This window comes from Pseudogulbenkiania sp. NH8B (assembly GCF_000283535.1).
Lineage (GTDB): Bacteria > Pseudomonadota > Gammaproteobacteria > Burkholderiales > Chromobacteriaceae > Pseudogulbenkiania > Pseudogulbenkiania ferrooxidans.
In genome coordinates this window covers 2127787-2144865 of sequence record NC_016002.1, presented here as the reverse complement: position 1 = coordinate 2144865, position 17079 = coordinate 2127787, and the positions used below count along the sequence as shown (strand labels likewise).

The 17079-nt window shown below is 66.2% G+C and carries 19 protein-coding genes; 6 read left to right on the top strand and 13 right to left on the bottom strand.

The genetic code is table 11. The features are described 5' to 3' along the window. Positions 1–100 precede the first annotated feature (100 nt). Positions 101–1003: a LysR family transcriptional regulator gene (locus NH8B_RS09885; RefSeq protein WP_014087194.1), complete on the top strand. Its 903-nt coding sequence runs from the start codon at positions 101–103 to the stop codon at positions 1001–1003. Here NH8B_RS09885 and NH8B_RS09880 read toward each other — a convergent pair. Next, positions 1000–1911 (bottom strand): LysR family transcriptional regulator, encoded by a 912-nt coding sequence (locus tag NH8B_RS09880; RefSeq protein ID WP_014087193.1) that lies wholly within the window; start codon positions 1909–1911, stop codon positions 1000–1002. The two genes, NH8B_RS09885 and NH8B_RS09880, sit on opposite strands and share 4 nt — an antisense overlap. 174 nt (positions 1912–2085) lie before the next feature. On the opposite strand from NH8B_RS09880, the gene NH8B_RS09875 reads away from it, so the two are divergent. The 5 genes from NH8B_RS09875 (at position 2086) to NH8B_RS09855 (ending at position 7217) form a co-directional block, all read left to right on the top strand. Next, positions 2086–3129 (top strand): cupin domain-containing protein, encoded by a 1044-nt coding sequence (locus NH8B_RS09875; RefSeq protein WP_014087192.1) that lies wholly within the window; start codon positions 2086–2088, stop codon positions 3127–3129. A gap of 43 nt (positions 3130–3172) precedes the next feature. Beyond that, complete coding sequence (locus NH8B_RS09870) at positions 3173–4366, top strand: 3-hydroxybenzoate 6-monooxygenase (protein WP_014087191.1); 1194 nt, start codon at positions 3173–3175, stop codon at positions 4364–4366. Between the two features lie 10 nt (positions 4367–4376). Next, complete coding sequence (maiA, locus tag NH8B_RS09865; RefSeq protein ID WP_014087190.1) at positions 4377–5033, top strand: maleylacetoacetate isomerase; 657 nt, start codon at positions 4377–4379, stop codon at positions 5031–5033. A 39-nt stretch (positions 5034–5072) separates the two neighbouring features. Next, positions 5073–5777, top strand: coding sequence for a fumarylacetoacetate hydrolase family protein (locus tag NH8B_RS09860; protein WP_014087189.1), 705 nt, complete (start codon positions 5073–5075; stop codon positions 5775–5777). 84 nt (positions 5778–5861) lie between these two features. Continuing rightward, positions 5862–7217 (top strand): MFS transporter, encoded by a 1356-nt coding sequence (locus NH8B_RS09855; protein WP_014087188.1) that lies wholly within the window; start codon positions 5862–5864, stop codon positions 7215–7217. 528 nt (positions 7218–7745) lie between these two features. Here NH8B_RS09855 and NH8B_RS09850 read toward each other — a convergent pair. The 12 genes from NH8B_RS09850 to ureA all read right to left on the bottom strand — a co-directional run bounded on the left by NH8B_RS09850 (position 7746) and on the right by ureA (position 17066). Continuing rightward, positions 7746–8390, bottom strand: a complete 645-nt coding sequence (locus NH8B_RS09850) for a trimeric intracellular cation channel family protein (RefSeq protein WP_014087187.1) — start codon at positions 8388–8390, stop codon at positions 7746–7748. Continuing rightward, positions 8387–9655 carry a M20 family metallopeptidase gene (locus NH8B_RS09845; RefSeq protein ID WP_014087186.1) on the bottom strand — a complete coding sequence of 423 codons (1269 nt, stop codon included), beginning with the start codon at positions 9653–9655 and terminating at the stop codon, positions 8387–8389. The genes NH8B_RS09850 and NH8B_RS09845 overlap by 4 nt, the downstream gene beginning before the upstream one ends. Positions 9656–9773: 118 nt before the next feature. Continuing rightward, positions 9774–10316, bottom strand: a complete 543-nt coding sequence (locus tag NH8B_RS09840) for a hypothetical protein (RefSeq protein WP_198408199.1) — start codon at positions 10314–10316, stop codon at positions 9774–9776. Positions 10317–10346: 30 nt separating this feature from the next. Next, entirely contained in the window at positions 10347–11651 is a 1305-nt protein-coding gene (locus NH8B_RS09835) for a type II toxin-antitoxin system HipA family toxin (protein WP_014087184.1), read from the bottom strand. Then, entirely contained in the window at positions 11648–11938 is a 291-nt protein-coding gene (locus NH8B_RS09830) for a helix-turn-helix domain-containing protein (RefSeq protein WP_008954176.1), read from the bottom strand. Before NH8B_RS09830 ends, NH8B_RS09835 begins: the two co-directional genes overlap by 4 nt. Before the next feature lie 240 nt (positions 11939–12178). Next, positions 12179–12763, bottom strand: coding sequence for a HupE/UreJ family protein (locus NH8B_RS09825; RefSeq protein ID WP_014087183.1), 585 nt, complete (start codon positions 12761–12763; stop codon positions 12179–12181). Continuing rightward, complete coding sequence (gene ureG / locus NH8B_RS09820; RefSeq protein ID WP_014087182.1) at positions 12756–13391, bottom strand: urease accessory protein UreG; 636 nt, start codon at positions 13389–13391, stop codon at positions 12756–12758. Before ureG ends, NH8B_RS09825 begins: the two co-directional genes overlap by 8 nt. A gap of 18 nt (positions 13392–13409) precedes the next feature. Then, positions 13410–14093, bottom strand: coding sequence for an urease accessory protein UreF (locus NH8B_RS09815; protein WP_014087181.1), 684 nt, complete (start codon positions 14091–14093; stop codon positions 13410–13412). Next, positions 14090–14587, bottom strand: coding sequence for an urease accessory protein UreE (gene ureE / locus NH8B_RS09810; RefSeq protein ID WP_014087180.1), 498 nt, complete (start codon positions 14585–14587; stop codon positions 14090–14092). The genes NH8B_RS09815 and ureE overlap by 4 nt, the downstream gene beginning before the upstream one ends. Positions 14588–14604: 17 nt before the next feature. After that, a complete protein-coding gene (gene ureC / locus NH8B_RS09805; RefSeq protein ID WP_014087179.1) occupies positions 14605–16305 on the bottom strand; it encodes an urease subunit alpha in 1701 nt (566 codons plus the stop codon). Next, positions 16302–16607 (bottom strand): urease subunit beta, encoded by a 306-nt coding sequence (locus NH8B_RS09800; protein ID WP_014087178.1) that lies wholly within the window; start codon positions 16605–16607, stop codon positions 16302–16304. Before NH8B_RS09800 ends, ureC begins: the two co-directional genes overlap by 4 nt. Before the next feature lie 156 nt (positions 16608–16763). Then, complete coding sequence (gene ureA, locus NH8B_RS09795; protein WP_014087177.1) at positions 16764–17066, bottom strand: urease subunit gamma; 303 nt, start codon at positions 17064–17066, stop codon at positions 16764–16766. Positions 17067–17079: the final 13 nt, after the last annotated feature.

Sequence of the window (17079 nt, the reverse complement as noted above, 5' to 3'; positions counted from 1 at the left end):
TCCTTGCGGCGAATAACGGTATGGGCTGCATGGTAATGGTTCGGAACGGTACAAAAAACCGCATAATGGCGATCAGTTTGTTGCATGAATCGAGCAAATCATGGATCGATTGAAAGCCATGCGCGTATTCGTCGAAGTGGCGGAACGCGGCAGCCTGTCCCACGCCGCCGACAGCCTGGACATGTCGCGCGCCATGGTGTCGCGCTACCTGGCGGAATTGGAGGAGTGGGCTGGCGCCCGCTTGCTGCACCGGACCACGCGCAAGCTGAGTCTGACCTCGGCCGGCAGCGAAATGCTGCCGCGCTGCCGCCAGATGCTGGCGCTGGAGGACGAGATGCAGGCCGCCGTCACCGCCCCCGAGGCTGCGCCGCGCGGCATCCTGCGCCTGACCTGCAGCGTATGGCTGGGACAGTCTTACCTGGCGCGGGCGGTGGCGGATTACGTCAAGCGCTACCCGGCCACCGCCGTCGACATGCAGTTGCTGAACCGCTCGGTGAACCTGGTGGAGGAAGGCATCGACCTGGCCATCCGCATCACCAACGACCTCGACCCCAACCTGATCGCGCGCAAGCTGGGGCTGTGCCGCTCGGTGGTGTGCGCCTCCCCCGCCTACCTACGCGAACACGGCACGCCGCAGCGCGCCGAGCAGCTGGCGCTGCACAACTGTCTGACCTATTCCTACTTCGGCAAGAGCCTGTGGGCGTTTTCCCGCGACGGGCAGCCGGTCTCGGTGCCGGTGGGCGGCAACGTCAGCGCCAACGAAACCGCCGCCCTGCTGGAAGCGGCGCGCCAGGGCGTCGGCATCACCATGCAGCCGCTGCAGGCGGCCGCGCCCTGGCTCGACACGGGCGAGCTGGTGGCCGTGCTCGACGACTACCGGCCGCGCGACCTGGGCATCTACGCAGTCTATGCCTCGCGCCGGCATATGCCGGCGACGCTGCGCACCATGCTGGATTTCCTGGCGGAGTCGTTTGCCGGCGACGCGATGTGGCGGGACGTCTAAGCCGCTCCTACGGCGGGCGCGGACAGCAGGTCGGAAATCACCCGCCTGAGCCAGCGATTGCCCGGATCGTGATGGTAGCGCTCGTGCCAGTGCTGTTTGACGGCGTAGTCGGGCAGTTCGAACGGCACCGGAAACACCTTGAAACGGCCGCGCCCTTCCAGCACCTGCGCCAGTCGTTCCGGAATCGTCACCAGCATGTCGGTCTGCTCGACCACGAAGGCGATGCCCAGGTAATTGGGCACGCGCAGCGCGATGTGGCGGGTGATGCCCTGGCGGGCGATTTCCCGATCCAGGATCAGGTGCCCGGTGCCTGACGAGGTGACCACGGCGTGCTCCTCGGTTTCGAACTGCGTCAGGGGCAGTTCGTCGTGGATGCGCGGGTGGTCGGTGCTGGCCACGCACACATAGCGCTGGCGGAACAGCGACTGCTGGTAGAAGCCGGCTTCCAGCTGCGGCATGAAGCCCAGCGCCAGATCCGCCTCGCCCGTTTCCAGCATGCGCGGTGTCTCGGTCGACAGCGGCACGATGTCGATGTGCACGCCCGGCGAGGTCTTGCGCAGCTGCGCCCACAGCTTGGGCAACAGCACCAGCTGGCTGATGTCGGTCATGCTGATGCAGAAGGTGCGCTCGGAACTGGCTGGGTCGAAATCGATGCGGTGGCCGAACACCAGGTCCAGCGCATCCAGCGCCTGACGCACCGCGTGCTCCAGCTCGCGCGCCATCGGTGTCGGCTCCATGCCGTTGGCGATGCGCACGAACAGCGGGTCGTCGAAATGCTCGCGCAGCTTGGCCAGCGCGATGCTGACGGCCGGCTGCCCCAACCCCAGATTGTCCGCGGCGCGCGTGACGCTGCGCGTCTTGTAGATCTCGTCGAACACCTGCAACAGGCGCACGTCCGCTGTCTGCATTTCCCCTCCAGCATTATTCGTTTTTCGAATGACGTCCATTCATACCATTGCATGGACCGAATGTCGACCGCTCACTACATTGGGAGCCATCACAACAAGGACTTGAACGCCTTGAGTTGGATCAGGAGTTTCGAATCCGGCTTGGTGCCAGGCCCACACGTATGGAGACAGCTCATGTTGGAACTCGGTCGACTGGACGATCTGCCCGCCGCTTACCGCGCCGCCCTCGGCGCCCAAAACCTGGTGCCGCTGTGGCCCAGCCTGCGCGCCGTACTGCCCCCGGGACAACCCCGCCCGCGCACCCAGGCCACCTGCTGGCATTACGAGGCGCTGCGCCCGCTGCTGATGCAGGCCGGCGAACTCACCCCGATCGAAAAGGCCGAGCGCCGCGTGCTGGTGCTGGCCAACCCCGGCCACGGCCTGGAAAAGATGCAGGCCAGCTCCGCCATCTACCTCGGCATGCAGCTCTTGCTGCCGGGCGAGATCGCGCCGTCGCACCGCCACACCCCGAACGCGGTGCGCATGATCGTCGAAGGCGAAGGCGCCTACACCACGGTGGACGGCGAGAAATGCCCGATGCAGCGCGGCGACCTGATCTTGACCCCGACCGGGCTGTGGCACGAACACGGCCACGACGGCGACGCCCCGGTGGTGTGGCTCGACGTACTCGACCTGCCGCTGGTCTATTACATGGAAGCCTCCTACGTCGAGGAAGGCCAGCCGCAGACCATCAGCGGCGAAGGCAGCGAGCGCGCCTACCTGCGCGGCGGCGTGGTGCCCTCCCCGATCTTCAGCCGTAACGCCCCGCGCTACCCGATGCTGCGCTACCCCTGGGCCGAGGTGCGCGCCGCCCTGCTCGCCCTGGCGGCACGCCAGCCGGCCGGCGAAGCGGTGCAAGTGGCCTACGTCAACCCGGAAACCGGCGGCGATTGCCAGAACATCCTCGGCTACTCGGCGCTGATGCTGCGCCCGGGCGAAACCCTCGCGCTGCCGGCGCGCTCCCCCGCCACGGTGTTCCACCTCATCGAGGGCGCCGCCACGGCCGAGATCGACGGCAAGACCTTCACGTTGGCCGAAGCCGACACCTGCTGCGCCCCGGGTTTCGCCCCGGTGACGCTGAAGAACGGTTCCGCCGACACCCCGGCCTTCGTCTTCATCGCCGACGAAGCCCCCCTGCACAAGAAGCTGGGACTCTACGAAGTCCGCCGCCACGGCTGATGCCAGCCAGCACAGCCAACCCCTGCAAATCGAGGAGACAGACATGACTCAGACTCTACCCGTGATCGTCGCCGGTGGCGGCATCGGCGGCCTCGCCGCCGCCCTGGCCCTGGTACGCCAAGGCTTTTCCGTCAAAGTGCTGGAGCAGGCGCCGCAGATCGGCGAGATTGGCGCCGGCATCCAACTGGGCCCCAACGCCTTCCATGCTTTCGATGCTCTGGGCGTGGGCGACAAGGCGCGCGGCCGCGCCGTCTACACCGACGAAATGGTGATGCACGACGCGCTCGACGAAACCCTGGTCGGCCGTATCCCCACCGGCGAGGCGTTCCGCAAACGCTTCGGCAACCCCTACGCCGTGATCCATCGCGTCGACGTGCACCTGTCGCTGCTGGAAGGCGCCAAGGAAACCGGCCGCGTCGAGTTCCTGACCGGCACCCACGTCGAGCGCGTGGAACAGGACGCCGACGGCGTCACCGTCTACGACCAGCACGGCAACGCTTATCGCGGCATCGCCCTGATCGGCGCCGACGGCGTCAAGTCGGTGGTGCGCAAGCAGTTCGTCAACGATCCGCCGCGCGTCTCCGGCCACGTGGTGTACCGCGCCGTGATCGACAAGAAGGATTTCCCGGAAAACCTGCAGTGGAACGCCGCCAGCATCTGGGTCGGCCCCAACTGCCACCTGGTGCACTACCCGCTGCGCGGCGGCGAACAGTACAACGTGGTGGTGACCTTCCACAGCCGCGACAAGGAAGAATGGGGCGTCACCGAGGGCAGCCCGGAAGAAGTGCAGAGCTACTTCCAGGGCATCTGCCCCAAGGCGCGCCAGCTGATCGAGCTGCCCAAGAGCTGGAAACGCTGGGCCACCGCCGACCGCGAACCGATCGACACCTGGTCGTTCGGCCGCGTCACGCTGCTGGGCGACGCCGCCCATCCGACGCTGCAATACCTGGCCCAGGGCGCCTGCATGGCGCTGGAAGACGCCGTGACGCTGGGCGAGGCGCTGCGCGTCAACGGCAACGACTTCATCAAGGCCTTCGAGCTCTACCAGCGTTCCCGCGTCGCCCGCACCGCGCGCATCGTGCTTTCCGCCCGCGAGATGGGCCGCATCTTCCACGCCAAGGGCGTGGAGCGGCTGGTGCGCAACGAGCTGTGGAAAGGCCGCAGCGCCGAGCGTTTCTACGACGCCATGGAATGGCTGTACGGCTGGAACGCCGACAACTGCCTGGCGCGCGGCTGAGGGGAACGACGTGCTGAAGCTCTACAACTTCTTCCGCAGCGGCACCTCGCACCGCCTGCGCATCGCGCTGAACCTGAAGGGGCTGGACTACCAGTACCTGCCGGTCGACCTGCGCAGCGAGGAGCACCTCGGTACCACCTTCAAGGCGCTCAACCCGCAAGGGCTGGTGCCGGCGCTGGTCGATGGCGAGCGTACGCTGATCCAGTCGCCCGCCATCATCGAGTGGCTGGAAGAGCGTTACCCGACCCCGCCGTTGCTGCCGGCAGACCCGGATGGCCGTGCCCGCGTCCGTGCGCTGGCGGCGCTGGTGGGCTGCGACATTCACCCGCTCAACAACCGCCGCGTGCTGGAGTACCTGCGCAAGACGCTCGGCTGCGACGAAGCCGCCGTGCTGGCGTGGTGCGCCACCTGGATCGAGGCCGGTTTCGGCGCGCTGGAAGCACTGCTGGCGGCCGACCCAACGCGGGGCGATTTCTGCTTTGGCAACACGCCGACGCTGGCCGACGTGTACCTGGTGCCTCAGGTGGAAAGCGCGCGCCGTTTCGGCGTGAACCTGTCGCCCTACCCAAACATCGTCGCCGTGGACCGTGCCTGCGCCGAGCTCGACGCGTTCCGCCGCGCCGAGCCGGCACGGCAGCCCGACGCGCCGCAGCCGGCCACCGTTTGAACCCGACCCTGACCCACATCAAACCAGGAAGAGACCATCATGAGTTACCTGTTCAACCCCGTTGCCACTGTCGGCCTGCCCGTCGACGGTTCGTCCGAGCTGTTCCCGGTGCGCCGCGTCTACTGCGTCGGCCGCAACTACGCCGCCCACGCCCGCGAAATGGGCTTCGACCCGGACCGCGAGCCGCCGTTCTTCTTCTGCAAGCCGAACGATCCGGAATCGGTCGTGCCGGTGGCCGCCGGTGAAACCGTGACCATCCCCTACCCGGCCCAGACCAGCAACTACCACTACGAGATCGAGCTGGTGGTGGCAATCGGCAAGGGCGGCAAGGACATCGCCGTGGAAGACGCCGCCAGCCATATCTTCGGTTACGCCGTCGGCCTCGACATGACCCGCCGCGACCTGCAGATGAAGATGCGCGAGATGGGCCGCCCGTGGGAAGTGGGCAAGGCCTTCGACTACTCCGCCCCGATCGGCGTCCTCAGCCCGCGCGATAGCGTCGGCGAGATCACTGCCGGCGAGATCGTGCTGACCGTGGACGGCGAAACCCGCCAGAAGAGCGACCTGACCCACCTGATCTGGTCGGTGAGCGAGACCATCGCCAACCTCTCCACCCTGTTCGAGCTGCAGCCGGGCGACCTGATCTTCACCGGCACGCCGGAAGGCGTGGGCGCGGTTGAGCGCGGCCAGACCATGGTGGCCCGCGTCGACGGCCTGGCCCCGATCACGGTCAAGGTGGCCTGATTCCTTAATCCCGCATTCGCACGACAACAAAAACGGAAGCGGCGTGCACGACGCGCCGCCCACACACTACTCAGGAGATAACCCATGCGCGCCTCTCTGGACGTCCAGCACTTCATCGATGCCCTGCCGTTTTCACGGCTGCAACGCGGCATTCTCTGGCTCTGCTTTCTGGTGGTGGCGGTCGACGGCTTCGACACCGCCGCCATCGGCTTCATCGCCCCGGCCATCCGCGAGGAATGGCATTTGACGGCGGCGGCGCTCGCCCCGCTGTTCGGCGCCGGCCTGTTCGGCCTGATGGCGGGCGCCCTGCTGTTCGGCCCGCTCGCCGACCGGGTCGGACGCAAGACCATTTTGGTGCTGTCCGTGGCCTTCTTCGGTCTGGCCAGCCTGGCCTCGACCGCGGCGCCGGACCTCACCTGGCTCATCGTGCTGCGCTTTCTCACCGGCCTGGGCCTGGGCGGCGCCATGCCCAACGCCATCACGCTGACCTCCGAGTATTGCCCGGGCGCGCGCCGCTCCAGCCTGGTCACGCTGATGTTCTGCGGCTTCACCGTGGGCTCGGCGCTGGGTGGCCTCGCTTCGGCGCAGATCCTGGCCAGTTTCGGCTGGCGCGGCGTGCTGTTCTTGGGCGGCGTGCTGCCCTTGCTGCTGGTGCCGGTGCTGCTCCGCAGCCTGCCGGAATCGCTGCGTTTCCTGGTACTGAAGCGCCGCCCGCAGGCTGCGATCGACGCCGTCGTGGCGCGTCTGGCGCCGGCCCAGTCGTCCCACCCGGAGCTGACCGCGCATGAAGCCAGCGACCAGGCGCCGGTCCGCGAGCTGTTCCGCGCTCCGTTCGCCTTCGGCACCGCGCTGCTGTGGGTGAGCTTCTTCATGAGCCTGTTGATCATCTACCTGATATCGAGCTGGCTGCCGACCCTGCTGCACAACACCGGCGCCAGCCTGAGCCGCGCCTCGTTGGTGACGGCCACCTTCCAGATCGGGGGCACCCTCGGCGCCATTCTGCTGGGGCGACTGATGGACCGTTTCGGCGCCTGCCGTACCCTGGCGGTCACCTACGTGATCGGCGCCGTCTTCGTGACCCTGTGCGGCGCCAGCGCCGGCCAGCTCTGGCTGTTGGTGCTGGCGGTGTTCGGGGTGGGATTCTGCGTCAGCGGTTCGCAAGTGGGGGCCAACGCCCTGGCCGCCGCCTTCTACCCGACCAGCAACCGCGCTACCGGGGTGAGCTACGCCAACGCCGTGGGTCGTTGCGGTTCGGTGGTGGGGTCGCTGTCCGGCGGCTGGCTGATGGCGATGCAGCTCGACATGGGCGTGATCCTGAGCCTGCTGGCGGTGCCGGCGCTGATCGCGGCGGTGGCGATCGGCTCGCTGGGGCGGGTCAAGAGCCGGGGCGAGGCGCATGAGGCGGTCAAGGTGAACGCCGCCGGCTCGCTGGCCTCGTAATCGGCGGGGCGGAGACGCTCCACGCAGGGGCATCCGCCCTTCTCCAATCAGCGGCCCTCCGGCCAAGCCCAGAGTCTCTGAGACCATGCGAGCCTGGCGTTGATAATCCTTGCCATGCCCGGGTGCTTTCACCCGGGCATGGTGTCATTCTTGTGCAACTGAGCGAGATCGGTGAAGTGTCGCGCGACGAGGCGGAGCAGTTGTCGACACTGATTGCTCAGTCCACCGTGACATGTACCGAGCCAGCGAAGTGGCCAAGGCATCGAGTGAACGGGGCTTCGTCAGCTCCAGCACCGTCGGCGAAACCACCAAGTCAACAGCCCCAAGAGACGAGGAAGTCCCTTTATATTTATTAAGCCGGTTCAGGCAAGGATGTTGCATCTGTATTCGGTGGGGCAAGTCTGCCGTGCTGTCGGCAGGCGCGATGAACGGCGTTGATCTGTTTGGCCTTGAGCCGCATCCTGCTTGGCGCCGCTGGCGCACCGGTCCATGGCGGGTCTAGCACGTGCAACCATAATTCGCTGTCTGTCATTCTGGCGGAGTGGTCACGTCATCGTCGGCAGTGGCAAACGTCGGCAGGTTCCAGTGGTATTGCAGTGACAGGTAACGCAAGCCATAACAGATGGCAATAGAAATCCATGGCACCCATTGGGTCGACCAGTCCTGAAGTTCGGCGGCGACTTCGAATGCCGCACCGGCCAAGGCTGCCGAGGCGTAGATTTCTTTTTGCAAGATCAACGGCACTCGATTGAGCAGCACATCACGCAGTACGCCACCACCAACCGCCGTAATCATGCCGAGCAGAATGGCGACCTCGGCGTTATGCACATGGTGCAACGCCTTATGTGCGCCTGCAGCGGCAAACAACCCCAGACCTGCCGCGTCGAAAAGTAATACGGGTTGCTTGAGCCGCATGACCGGGCGGTACGCTCCGATGACGAGCAGCGCGGCGATGATCGATACCATCAGATAATGCCAGTTGGACAGGCCAACCGGCGGTATGGCCCCGATGGACACATCCCGGACCACCCCACCACCGCAGGCCACCGTAAACGCAACGGTGATGATGCCAAACAGATCCAGATTTCGCTGCTTGGCCGCGACAGCACCGCTCAAGGCAAAAACAAACGTCCCTGCTATATCCAGCAGTGTGAAGAGCTGATGCTCGTTCATGCTTTTTGAGGCTCTTCGCTGAGCCACGCGGAGGCGGCGGCCAGCATCGCCTGCAGGCCGGTTTTCAAGGTTGGGTCGAGAACGGGGGCATATCGGGGCGAGTGATTGCTCGGAATGGTGTTCAGCCGCTGGTTGGCCTTGGCTTCGGCATAGACTTTGGCGTCGGTGCCCCCCACGAACCAGAACACGTAGGGCGCGCCCCAGCGTCGGCCAAAGATGCTGAAGTCCTCGCTGGCCGCTTTCGGTTTGACCTCGATCGCGCGTTCGCCAAACTGTGCTGTGAAGGCCTGCGCCACGCGAGTTGTCGCCGCCGCGTCGTTCTGGGTCAGCGGGTAGCTGTTTAGCGTGGTGAACTCCGGTTCGCGCGGCGCATTCGAAGCCGCGCATTCGGCGCAGCAAATCCGCTTGACGGCAGACAGCACATGATTGCGCACGGTCTCGTCGTAGGTGCGGATATTTAGTTTGAGGGTCGCATCGTCAGGAATGATGTTTTCCTTGGTGCCTGCCTGCAGGGCGCCGACGGTCAGCACGGCGCTGTCGAGTGGACCGATCTCGCGCGACACAATGGTCTGTAGCCGAAGCGTGGTGGACGCCGCCATGATGACAGGGTCGATCGACGTCTGTGGTTGGGAGCCGTGCGAGCCGCGTCCGAACAGTTGGACCTTCAGGCTATCCCCGGCCGACAGGATCGTTCCGCTCCGATAGCCCACGGTGCCTGCGGCGCCGACCATCACGTGCTGACCGAGGATGATGTCCGGCTTCGGAAAGCGTGCGATCATCCCGTCGTCCATCATGGCGGCCGCGCCGCGACCGACCTCTTCTCCGGGTTGGAATACTGCGAGGATCGTCCCCTGCCACAGGTCGCGATGTTCCGAAAGCAAGCGAGCGGCGCCCATTAGCCAGGTTACGTGCAGGTCGTGGCCACAGGTATGCGACACCCCGACTTCGACCCCATCTTCATCCTTGGCGATGGCGGTGCTGGCATAAGGTAGCCCCGTGGCTTCGGTAATCGGCAGTGCATCCATGTCTGCCCGAAGCAACACGGTGGGGCCATCGCCGTTCTGCAGCAAACCAACGACACCGGTGCCGCCGATTCCCCGTGTCACCTCGAAGCCCTGTGCGTCGAGATAGTCGGCGGCAATCTTGGCGGTACGTACTTCCTGCATCGACAGTTCCGGATGGCTATGCAAATCCTTGTAGATGGCTTCCAGTTCGGGAAGCAGCGCCATCAAGGAGGAATCCAGTGCGTTTACTAACGGGGTCATGTGCTTCTCCCTGATGAGGAGGTCTGTGGGGGCCGTCCACTCGAGCGTTCTCCCCCTCCTCCCGCCATTGCAATTGACCTGATCATGAAGACCGCTTTGGGAGCCGTGTTTGAGTCTCCTATGCGCGCATCCGGTCGCTTCGCGATGGGAGGTCCGGGCACAGGACGAGCTTGCCCTCAAGACCGCCCGGCAGGCCGCCACGCTTGAGCGATGCGAATGAGCGAGCGTAACCATCCTCCCCGATTCCATCGAAGACGATATCGAACCCACCCGGCAGGACGCGAGTAAAGTCTTCTCGTCGGTATTCGATCGGTGTGGCGCCAAGTTCGCGGATCAGTGTCGCGTGCTCGCCGCGCGCGGTACCCCACAGTTCCAGGCCAGCACGCCTACCTAGTACGAGCAGCGCCGGGCCAACAGCTCCGGCGGCGCCTTGTACGAGCGCACGCTGCCCTCGCTGCACTCGGGCTGCACGATGAAGGAGCTGGTAGGCGGTCGTCCAGCTCAAGATCAGCGCGGCAGCCTCCGCCGCGTCGACACCCGCCGGCAGGCCAGTCAGGCGGTCGGCCCGGAGCGTGCAATAGGCAGCGTTCGACCCGAGCACCGTCATATCGGCCACGCGGTCGCCAAACTGAAAACCGCTCACGCCATCAAGCAATTTCATTATGTGCATGATGATGCGGGTGTGAAACGCTCAATCGAAATCCTGTCCCAGAGTTTTCGCATAGCGCTCGGTTTCCTCGGCCGGCATCCCCGCGCTAATCAGATACTCCCGCCACGTGCCCCGCACCAGCCCCCGCATTTCTTCAAGGACGCTTTCCGCCTCGTGCCGTTCGTAGCCGTAGTGCAACGTGGCGGCGAGAAGCAGGTCGGCACGGCTGGAGGCGCTCACGAGCCGGCGCTGCGCATGCTTCCTGCCGCGCGTGGGTTCGTCGAACAGGTAGGCCATGGCGTGGCCCGGCACGATGCCGGCGGAGCGTTGCGCCACCATGTCGAAGGCCGGCGACAGTCCCCATTGGTGCGGGTCCATGCTGCCGCACAGCAGGCCGTGGTTGCGCGGGTGGTCGTCGGTGTTGCGGATCAGCGAGTTGAAAACGATCCGCCGCCACAGTTCACGGAGGTTGGCGCGGTAGCGCTCGCCGCCCCCGCACCAACGCATCATGTGGCCGGCCAGCGCCACGTAGCTGCGCGCGTACATGGCCGGGGTAAAGCCTCGGGTGGCCAATAAGGCCTGGTCTTCCCTCTTCTCCTGATGCTGATCCAGACGGGCGACGGACCAGGCGCTGACGTAGCCGGTGCGGGCGAATCCCGTGCCCTGCGCATGACGGTCGAAGCGTTTGACCAGCAGCGCGTAGCGATGCGGCGCCGGTTCGATCACTTCCGCCTCGCAGGCGTCGATGCCGCAGTCCCGCGCCAGGCGTAGCATGGCCAGTTCCAGTTGCGGCAGGAAGGGGTCGTCTCCTCGCTCGGGAAACTTCGCGATGTATTGCACGCCGTCCCGCTCGAGGGTCAGTTTCGGCTTGGCGCCGCCCAGGCTGGTGCCCTGGAACACCGACTGCATGACGCGCTCCCGGTGCCGCTGGCTCGCCGGGTCCTGTGCCTCCGGCAGGTCGGCCAGCACGGCCTGGAACGCCTCAATCGACATCGTCTCGAATCGTTCCGGCGTCAGATGGCCGAGCACGATGTTGCCCGCGCCATCGGCGGGCCCCAGGGTCAGGGCGTCGAGACGCGATACTTCTCGTTCCAGGCGGCGCTCGAGCAGCATGTGGCCCCAGTCGTCGGGCCCGCTGTCGAGCATGATCGGGAAAATCGGGTCCCGGCCGGCGATCTTGTGGGTGGCCTTGCTGATGGGCATGTCCGGTGCCAGCGCGGGGCCGCCCTGCTCGCGGTAGCCGTCGTCGTAGTGGAACCGGGAGACCCTGGCATCGAGCGTGAACGCCCCCGCCAGCGACGAGACGGCCTGACCGGGCAGCCAGACATGGACCGGTGCATCGCTCATGGTTTCCCCTTCTCCAGCGCCAGAACGTCGTCTTCCGGCACCGGCAGGAAGGTGCCCGGCACGTCGAGCAGCCAGACCGCCCGGGCGTAGTGCCCGATCTGCGCCGAGTCGCGGCCGTGTTCGATGGAGACGTAGGTGGTCTTGGAGATGCCGAGCATCTCGGCGACTTCGCGCTGCGACAGACGGCGCTCCTTCCTGGCCTGGGTGATGCGCTCGCCCAGAGCTTCCAGGGCGAACCGGGCCTCTATCGGGAGCGGGCTCAGCTTGAGCAGGTTGCGTTTCGGCATGGAGTTCAACCTATTGGTCCAATTGGCTGATTATGGACTAATAGGTTGGTCTTTTCCATGTCCTGTGGTGTGACAGCTCCACGTTGTGCGCTATGGGGCGCGGTGCGCTGCCCGGCGACGTTTGTATCAATCTATTGTCCCAAATCGCGACTTTTGGACCAATAGGTTGTTCTTTTTCTGGCGAGTGGGCATAAAAAACGCCCCATGCCGGGGCGTTCTGTGGTGTTGGACGGGGTGGGTTCAGATCCAGCCGCCCAAGAGGGCCACGCCGCTGGCCGAGATCGCCACGCCGGCGCCGCGCACCAGCAGGCGGCTGGCGCGTACGCGCGCCTGACCGGCGCCCAAGAGCAGGCCGGCGGTGTGCAGCAGGCCGGAGGCCAGCACGAAACCGGCGGCATACGCCAGGCCGGAGGCGTTGCCCGGCATTTCCAGGCCGTGCGCCATGCCGTGCAGCACGGCGAAGGCGCCAATCACGGCGAGCGCGGCGGTACGGCCCGGCTGCGCGGCGAAGGCGACCAGCATGCCGGTGGCCACCACCGAGGCGGCGATGCCGGTTTCCAGCCCGGGCACGGCCAAGCCGGCCCAGCCCAGCGCGCCGCCCACGGCCAGCATCAGCATGAAGGTCAGCGGACCTTGCCAGCGCGCGGAGCCGCCGATCTGCCACGACCACAGGCCGACGGCCAGCATCGTCAGCAGGTGGTCCAGGCCCGAGAACGGGTGGGCGAGACCGCTTTCGAGGCCGCTGACGCCGTGGCCGGGGTGGGCCTGGGCGGCGGCGCTCAGGGCCAGCAGCAGCGCTGCCGGGATCAGGGTGTGTTTACGCATGGGTGGTTCCTTCCTTGTTAAGTGTCAGCATGCCTTTGTCTTCGATGAAGCGAATGATGTCCTGCAGCCCCTGCCCGCTCTTGAGATTGGAAAACACGAACGGCCGCTCGCCGCGCATCTTTTTGGCGTCGCGCTCCATCACCTCCAGCGAGGCGCCGACCAGCGGCGCGAGATCGATCTTGTTGATCACCAGGAGATCGGACTTGCAGATGCCTGGCCCGCCCTTGCGCGGAATCTTGTCGCCGGCCGAGACGTCGATGACGTAGATCGTCAGGTCGGACAGTTCCGGGCTGAAGGTGGCGGCCAGGTTGTCGCCGCCGCTTTCGATGAAGATCACGTCGAGGCCGGGGTGGCGGGCGTTGAGCCTCGCCACGGCTTCGAGGTTGATCGAGGCGTCTTCGCGGATCGCGGTGTGCGGGCAGCCGCCGGTTTCCACGCCGATGATGTGGTCGGGCGACAGGGCTTCGTTCTTCACCAGGAATTGCGCGTCTTCCTGGGTGTAGATGTCATTGGTAACGGCGGCGACATTATAGATATCGCGTAGCGCCTTGCACAGCGCCCAGGTGAGATGGGTCTTGCCGGAACCGACCGGGCCGCCGATGCCGACGCGCAGCGGGGTTTTTTGCATGATGTTCTCCTTGGATTCTCAAGACCGGAACAGCCGGCTGTACTGCGTTTCATGTTTCACCGCCACCCAGGCGAGGCCGGGGGCGAAGTTGCTGAGTTCATCTTCGGGCAGTGTGCGTGCCGTCTGCACCGCGACGGCCAGTTCCGGCAGTAGCGCCGATAGCAGCCGCTGGCCGGCGGTCTGCCCCATCGGCATGGCCTTGAGCAGCACCATCACCTGGTTTTCCAGCCAGCCCCACAGGTAGCCCGTCACCGCGGCGTCTTCGGCCAACCCCAGCGTGCGTGCCGCCACCGCCCAGGCGACCGGCACCGCCACCGGGGCGTCGGCCAGGGTGGACGGCCAGGGCTGGCTTTGGCTCTCGGGCAGCGCGGCGAGCAGCTGGCGCAGCGAGTAGCCCATCTGCTCGGTTTCCTGCCGCAGTTCGCGGCTGTCGCGGCTCGCCAACAGGCGCTGGTTGATGGCATCCAACCGTGCCTCGTCTTCGGCGGCCAGCGCGCGGCAGGCCTGCGCCAGCAGCGCCACCTCGAAGCGGCTCAGCGGCCCGTGCAGCACATCGTGCAGCCAGTGCCGGGCGCTGTCAGCGTCGCGCACCAGGCCGAGGTCGAGCGCGCTCTCCAGACCCTGCGAATAGCTGTAGGCGCCGATCGGCAGCCCGGGGCTGGCCAGGCGCAACAATTGCAGCACCGCGAGTCCACCGTTCATGTGCCGGACCCGTACTGATGCAGCTTGGGGGCGTACTGGAACGCCGCCTCCTTGCCGTGCGAGTGATGGTGACCGCCGCCGTAGGCGCCGTGCTCGGGGTTGAACGGCGCCGACAGGCGCTCGACCCGGGCGCCCAGCTGCAGCAGCATCTGCGCCAGCACCTCGTCGTCCAGCAGGCGCAGCCAGCCCTCGCCCACTTCGAGGTGGACGTGGCGGTTGCCCAGGTGGTAGGCGGCACGGCACAGTTCGCGCGGGTTGGCGCAGGTTACGTGCAGCAGCGCTTCGGGCGCGGCGACGACGCGCACGCGGCGGCCGTCTTCGGCCTGCAGCACTTCGCCATCGCGCAGCGGCTGGCCGGCCTCCAGGAACAGGCCGACGTCTTCGCCGCTGCTGGCGGTGGTGCGCAGCCGGCTCTTGCTACGCAGCTCGAAGCTCATGACAAGCTCGGCGTCCCAGTGGCTGGGGTCGTCGGCGCGTCGGGTAATGACCAGCATGTTTGTCTCCTCGTGCCTCAGAACAGGAAGTAGCGCTGCGCCATCGGCAGCACATCGGCCGGCTCGCACCACAGCAACTGGCCGTCGGCCTTGACTTGGTAGTTCTGCGGGTCGACCTCGATCTTCGGCAGGTAGTCGTTGTGGATCAGGTCGGTCTTCTTGACGCTGCGGCAGCCCTTGACCGCCACCAGCCGCTTTTTGAGCCCCAAAGCCTCGCCCACGTTGGCCGAAAGCGCCGCCTGCGACACGAAGGTGACGCTGCCCGCGGCGATGGCGCCGCCGTAGCTGCCGAACATCGGCCGGTAGTGCACCGGCTGCGGGGTCGGGATGCTGGCGTTGGCGTCGCCCATCGCCGCCGCGGCAATGATGCCGCCCTTGAGGATCAGGCTTGGCTTGACGCCGAAGAACATCGGCTTCCACAGCACCAGGTCGGCCAGCTTGCCGACTTCGATGCTGCCGACTTCGTGCGCGACGCCGTGGGTGATGGCCGGGTTGATGGTGTACTTGGCGAGGTAGCGCTTGATGCGGGCGTTGTCGTTGCCGGAGGCGTCGCCCTCGAGCGGGCCGCGCTGGCGCTTCATCTTGTCGGCGGTCTGCCAGCAACGCAGGATGGTTTCACCAACGCGGCCCATGGCCTGGCTGTCGGACGACATCATGGCGAAGGCGCCCAGATCGTGCAGGATGTCCTCGGCGGCGATGGTCTCGCGGCGGATGCGGCTCTCGGCGAAGGCCACGTCCTCGGCGATGGCGGGGTCGAGGTGGTGGCACACCATCAGCATGTCGAGGTGCTCGTCGATGGTGTTGACGGTGAAGGGCCGCGTAGGGTTGGTGGAGCTCGGCAGCACGTTGAGTTCGCCGCAGGCCTTGATGATGTCCGGGGCGTGGCCGCCGCCGGCGCCCTCGGTGTGGTAGGTGTGGATGGTGCGGCCCTTGAACGCCGCCAGCGTGGCCTCGACGAAGCCCGATTCGTTGAGAGTGTCGGTGTGGATCGCCACTTGCACGTCCATTTCGTCGGCCACGGAGAGACAGTTGTCGATGGCCGCCGGGGTGGTGCCCCAGTCTTCGTGCAGCTTGAGGCCGATGGCGCCGGCGCGGACCTGTTCCCTGAGCGGCTCGGGCAGGCTGGCGTTGCCCTTGCCGGTGAAGCCGAGGTTCATCGGGAAGGCTTCGGCCGCCTTGAGCATCTGCGCCATGTGCCACGGCCCCGGCGTGCAGGTGGTGGCGTTGGTGCCGGTGGCCGGACCGGTGCCGCCGCCGATCATGGTGGTAATGCCGGACATCAGTGCTTCTTCGATCTGCTGCGGGCAGATGAAGTGGATGTGGGTGTCGATGCCGCCGGCGGTGACGATCATGCCTTCGCCGGCGATGATCTCGGTGGCGGCGCCGATAACGATGTCGACGCCGGGCTGGATGTCCGGGTTGCCGGCCTTGCCGATGGCGGCGATGCGGCCGTTCTTGAGCGCGAGGTCGGCCTTGACGATGCCCCAGTGGTCGAGGATCAGGGCATTGGTGATGACGGTGTCGGCCACTTCTTCGGCCAACCTTTGGCCCTGACCCATGCCGTCGCGGATCACCTTGCCGCCGCCGAACTTCACTTCTTCGCCGTAGAGGGTGTAGTCGCGCTCGACTTCAAGAAACAGCTCGGTGTCGGCGAGGCGCACCTTGTCGCCGACGGTGGGGCCGAACATCTCGGCGTAGGCTTGCCTGCTGATTTTCATAGCTCCCCCATCACCTTGCCCTGGAAGCCGTACACCACGCGCGCGCCGGCCAGTTCGACCAGCTCGACGGTGCGCGTCTGGCCCGGCTCGAAGCGCACCGCGGTGCCGGCCGGGATGTTGAGGCGAAAGCCGCGCGCGGCCTCGCGGTCGAAGGCGAGCGCGTCGTTGGTCTCGGCGAAGTGGTAGTGCGAGCCGACCTGGATCGGGCGGTCACCGGTGTTGGCCACGGTCAGCGTGAGCGTGCTTCGGCCAACGTTGAGTTCGATCTCGCCGGGTGCGGCGAGGATTTGTCCGGGAATCATGCTGTCTTCTCCTGGAAAGTGTCACAACCTGTCGCGCGCGGGCGTCAGCACGGTGCGGCCAGCGCGCAGGAACCGGCATGTACGGTGGTGTACAGGAGGATTCCGCGCCATACCTGTGCCGAGATCACGCCTGCGCCGCAGGGGCCTGGCCCTTTCCTAAACGATGGGTTGATGGACGGTCACGAGCTTGGTGCCGTCGGGAAAAGTCGCCTCGACCTGAATCTCGCCGATCATCTCCGGCACGCCCTCCATCACCTCGTCGCGCGTCAGCAAGGTGGTGCCGTAGTGCATCAGTTCGGCCACGGTCTTGCCGTCGCGCGCGCCCTCCATGATGGCGGCGCTGATGAAGGCCACCGCCTCGGGGTAGTTGAGCCTGAGGCCGCGCGCACGGCGCCGCTCGGCCAGCAGGCCGGCGGTGAAGATCAACAGCTTGTCCTTCTCGCGGGGGGTCAGTTCCATGTGTTTTCCGTTG

Excerpts from the sequence above, each read along its gene's own strand:
- NH8B_RS09815 (WP_014087181.1), bottom strand. The coding sequence starts at position 14,093 with ATGAACGGTGGACTCGCGGTGCTGCAATTGTTGCGCCTGGCCAGCCCC.
- ureE (WP_014087180.1), bottom strand. The coding sequence starts at position 14,587 with ATGCTGGTCATTACCCGACGCGCCGACGACCCCAGCCACTGGGACGCC.
- ureA (WP_014087177.1), bottom strand. The coding sequence starts at position 17,066 with ATGGAACTGACCCCCCGCGAGAAGGACAAGCTGTTGATCTTCACCGCC.
- NH8B_RS09800 (WP_014087178.1), bottom strand. The coding sequence starts at position 16,607 with ATGATTCCCGGACAAATCCTCGCCGCACCCGGCGAGATCGAACTCAAC.
- NH8B_RS09855 (WP_014087188.1), top strand. The coding sequence starts at position 5,862 with ATGCGCGCCTCTCTGGACGTCCAGCACTTCATCGATGCCCTGCCGTTT.
- ureC (WP_014087179.1), bottom strand. The coding sequence starts at position 16,305 with ATGAAAATCAGCAGGCAAGCCTACGCCGAGATGTTCGGCCCCACCGTC.
- NH8B_RS09825 (WP_014087183.1), bottom strand. The coding sequence starts at position 12,763 with ATGCGTAAACACACCCTGATCCCGGCAGCGCTGCTGCTGGCCCTGAGC.
- NH8B_RS09835 (WP_014087184.1), bottom strand. The coding sequence starts at position 11,651 with ATGAGCGATGCACCGGTCCATGTCTGGCTGCCCGGTCAGGCCGTCTCG.
- NH8B_RS09885 (WP_014087194.1), top strand. The coding sequence starts at position 101 with ATGGATCGATTGAAAGCCATGCGCGTATTCGTCGAAGTGGCGGAACGC.
- NH8B_RS09875 (WP_014087192.1), top strand. The coding sequence starts at position 2,086 with ATGTTGGAACTCGGTCGACTGGACGATCTGCCCGCCGCTTACCGCGCC.
- NH8B_RS09830 (WP_008954176.1), bottom strand. The coding sequence starts at position 11,938 with ATGCCGAAACGCAACCTGCTCAAGCTGAGCCCGCTCCCGATAGAGGCC.
- ureG (WP_014087182.1), bottom strand. The coding sequence starts at position 13,391 with ATGCAAAAAACCCCGCTGCGCGTCGGCATCGGCGGCCCGGTCGGTTCC.
- NH8B_RS09840 (WP_198408199.1), bottom strand. The coding sequence starts at position 10,316 with ATGAAATTGCTTGATGGCGTGAGCGGTTTTCAGTTTGGCGACCGCGTG.
- NH8B_RS09860 (WP_014087189.1), top strand. The coding sequence starts at position 5,073 with ATGAGTTACCTGTTCAACCCCGTTGCCACTGTCGGCCTGCCCGTCGAC.
- NH8B_RS09880 (WP_014087193.1), bottom strand. The coding sequence starts at position 1,911 with ATGCAGACAGCGGACGTGCGCCTGTTGCAGGTGTTCGACGAGATCTAC.
- NH8B_RS09845 (WP_014087186.1), bottom strand. The coding sequence starts at position 9,655 with ATGACCCCGTTAGTAAACGCACTGGATTCCTCCTTGATGGCGCTGCTT.
- NH8B_RS09870 (WP_014087191.1), top strand. The coding sequence starts at position 3,173 with ATGACTCAGACTCTACCCGTGATCGTCGCCGGTGGCGGCATCGGCGGC.
- NH8B_RS09850 (WP_014087187.1), bottom strand. The coding sequence starts at position 8,390 with ATGAACGAGCATCAGCTCTTCACACTGCTGGATATAGCAGGGACGTTT.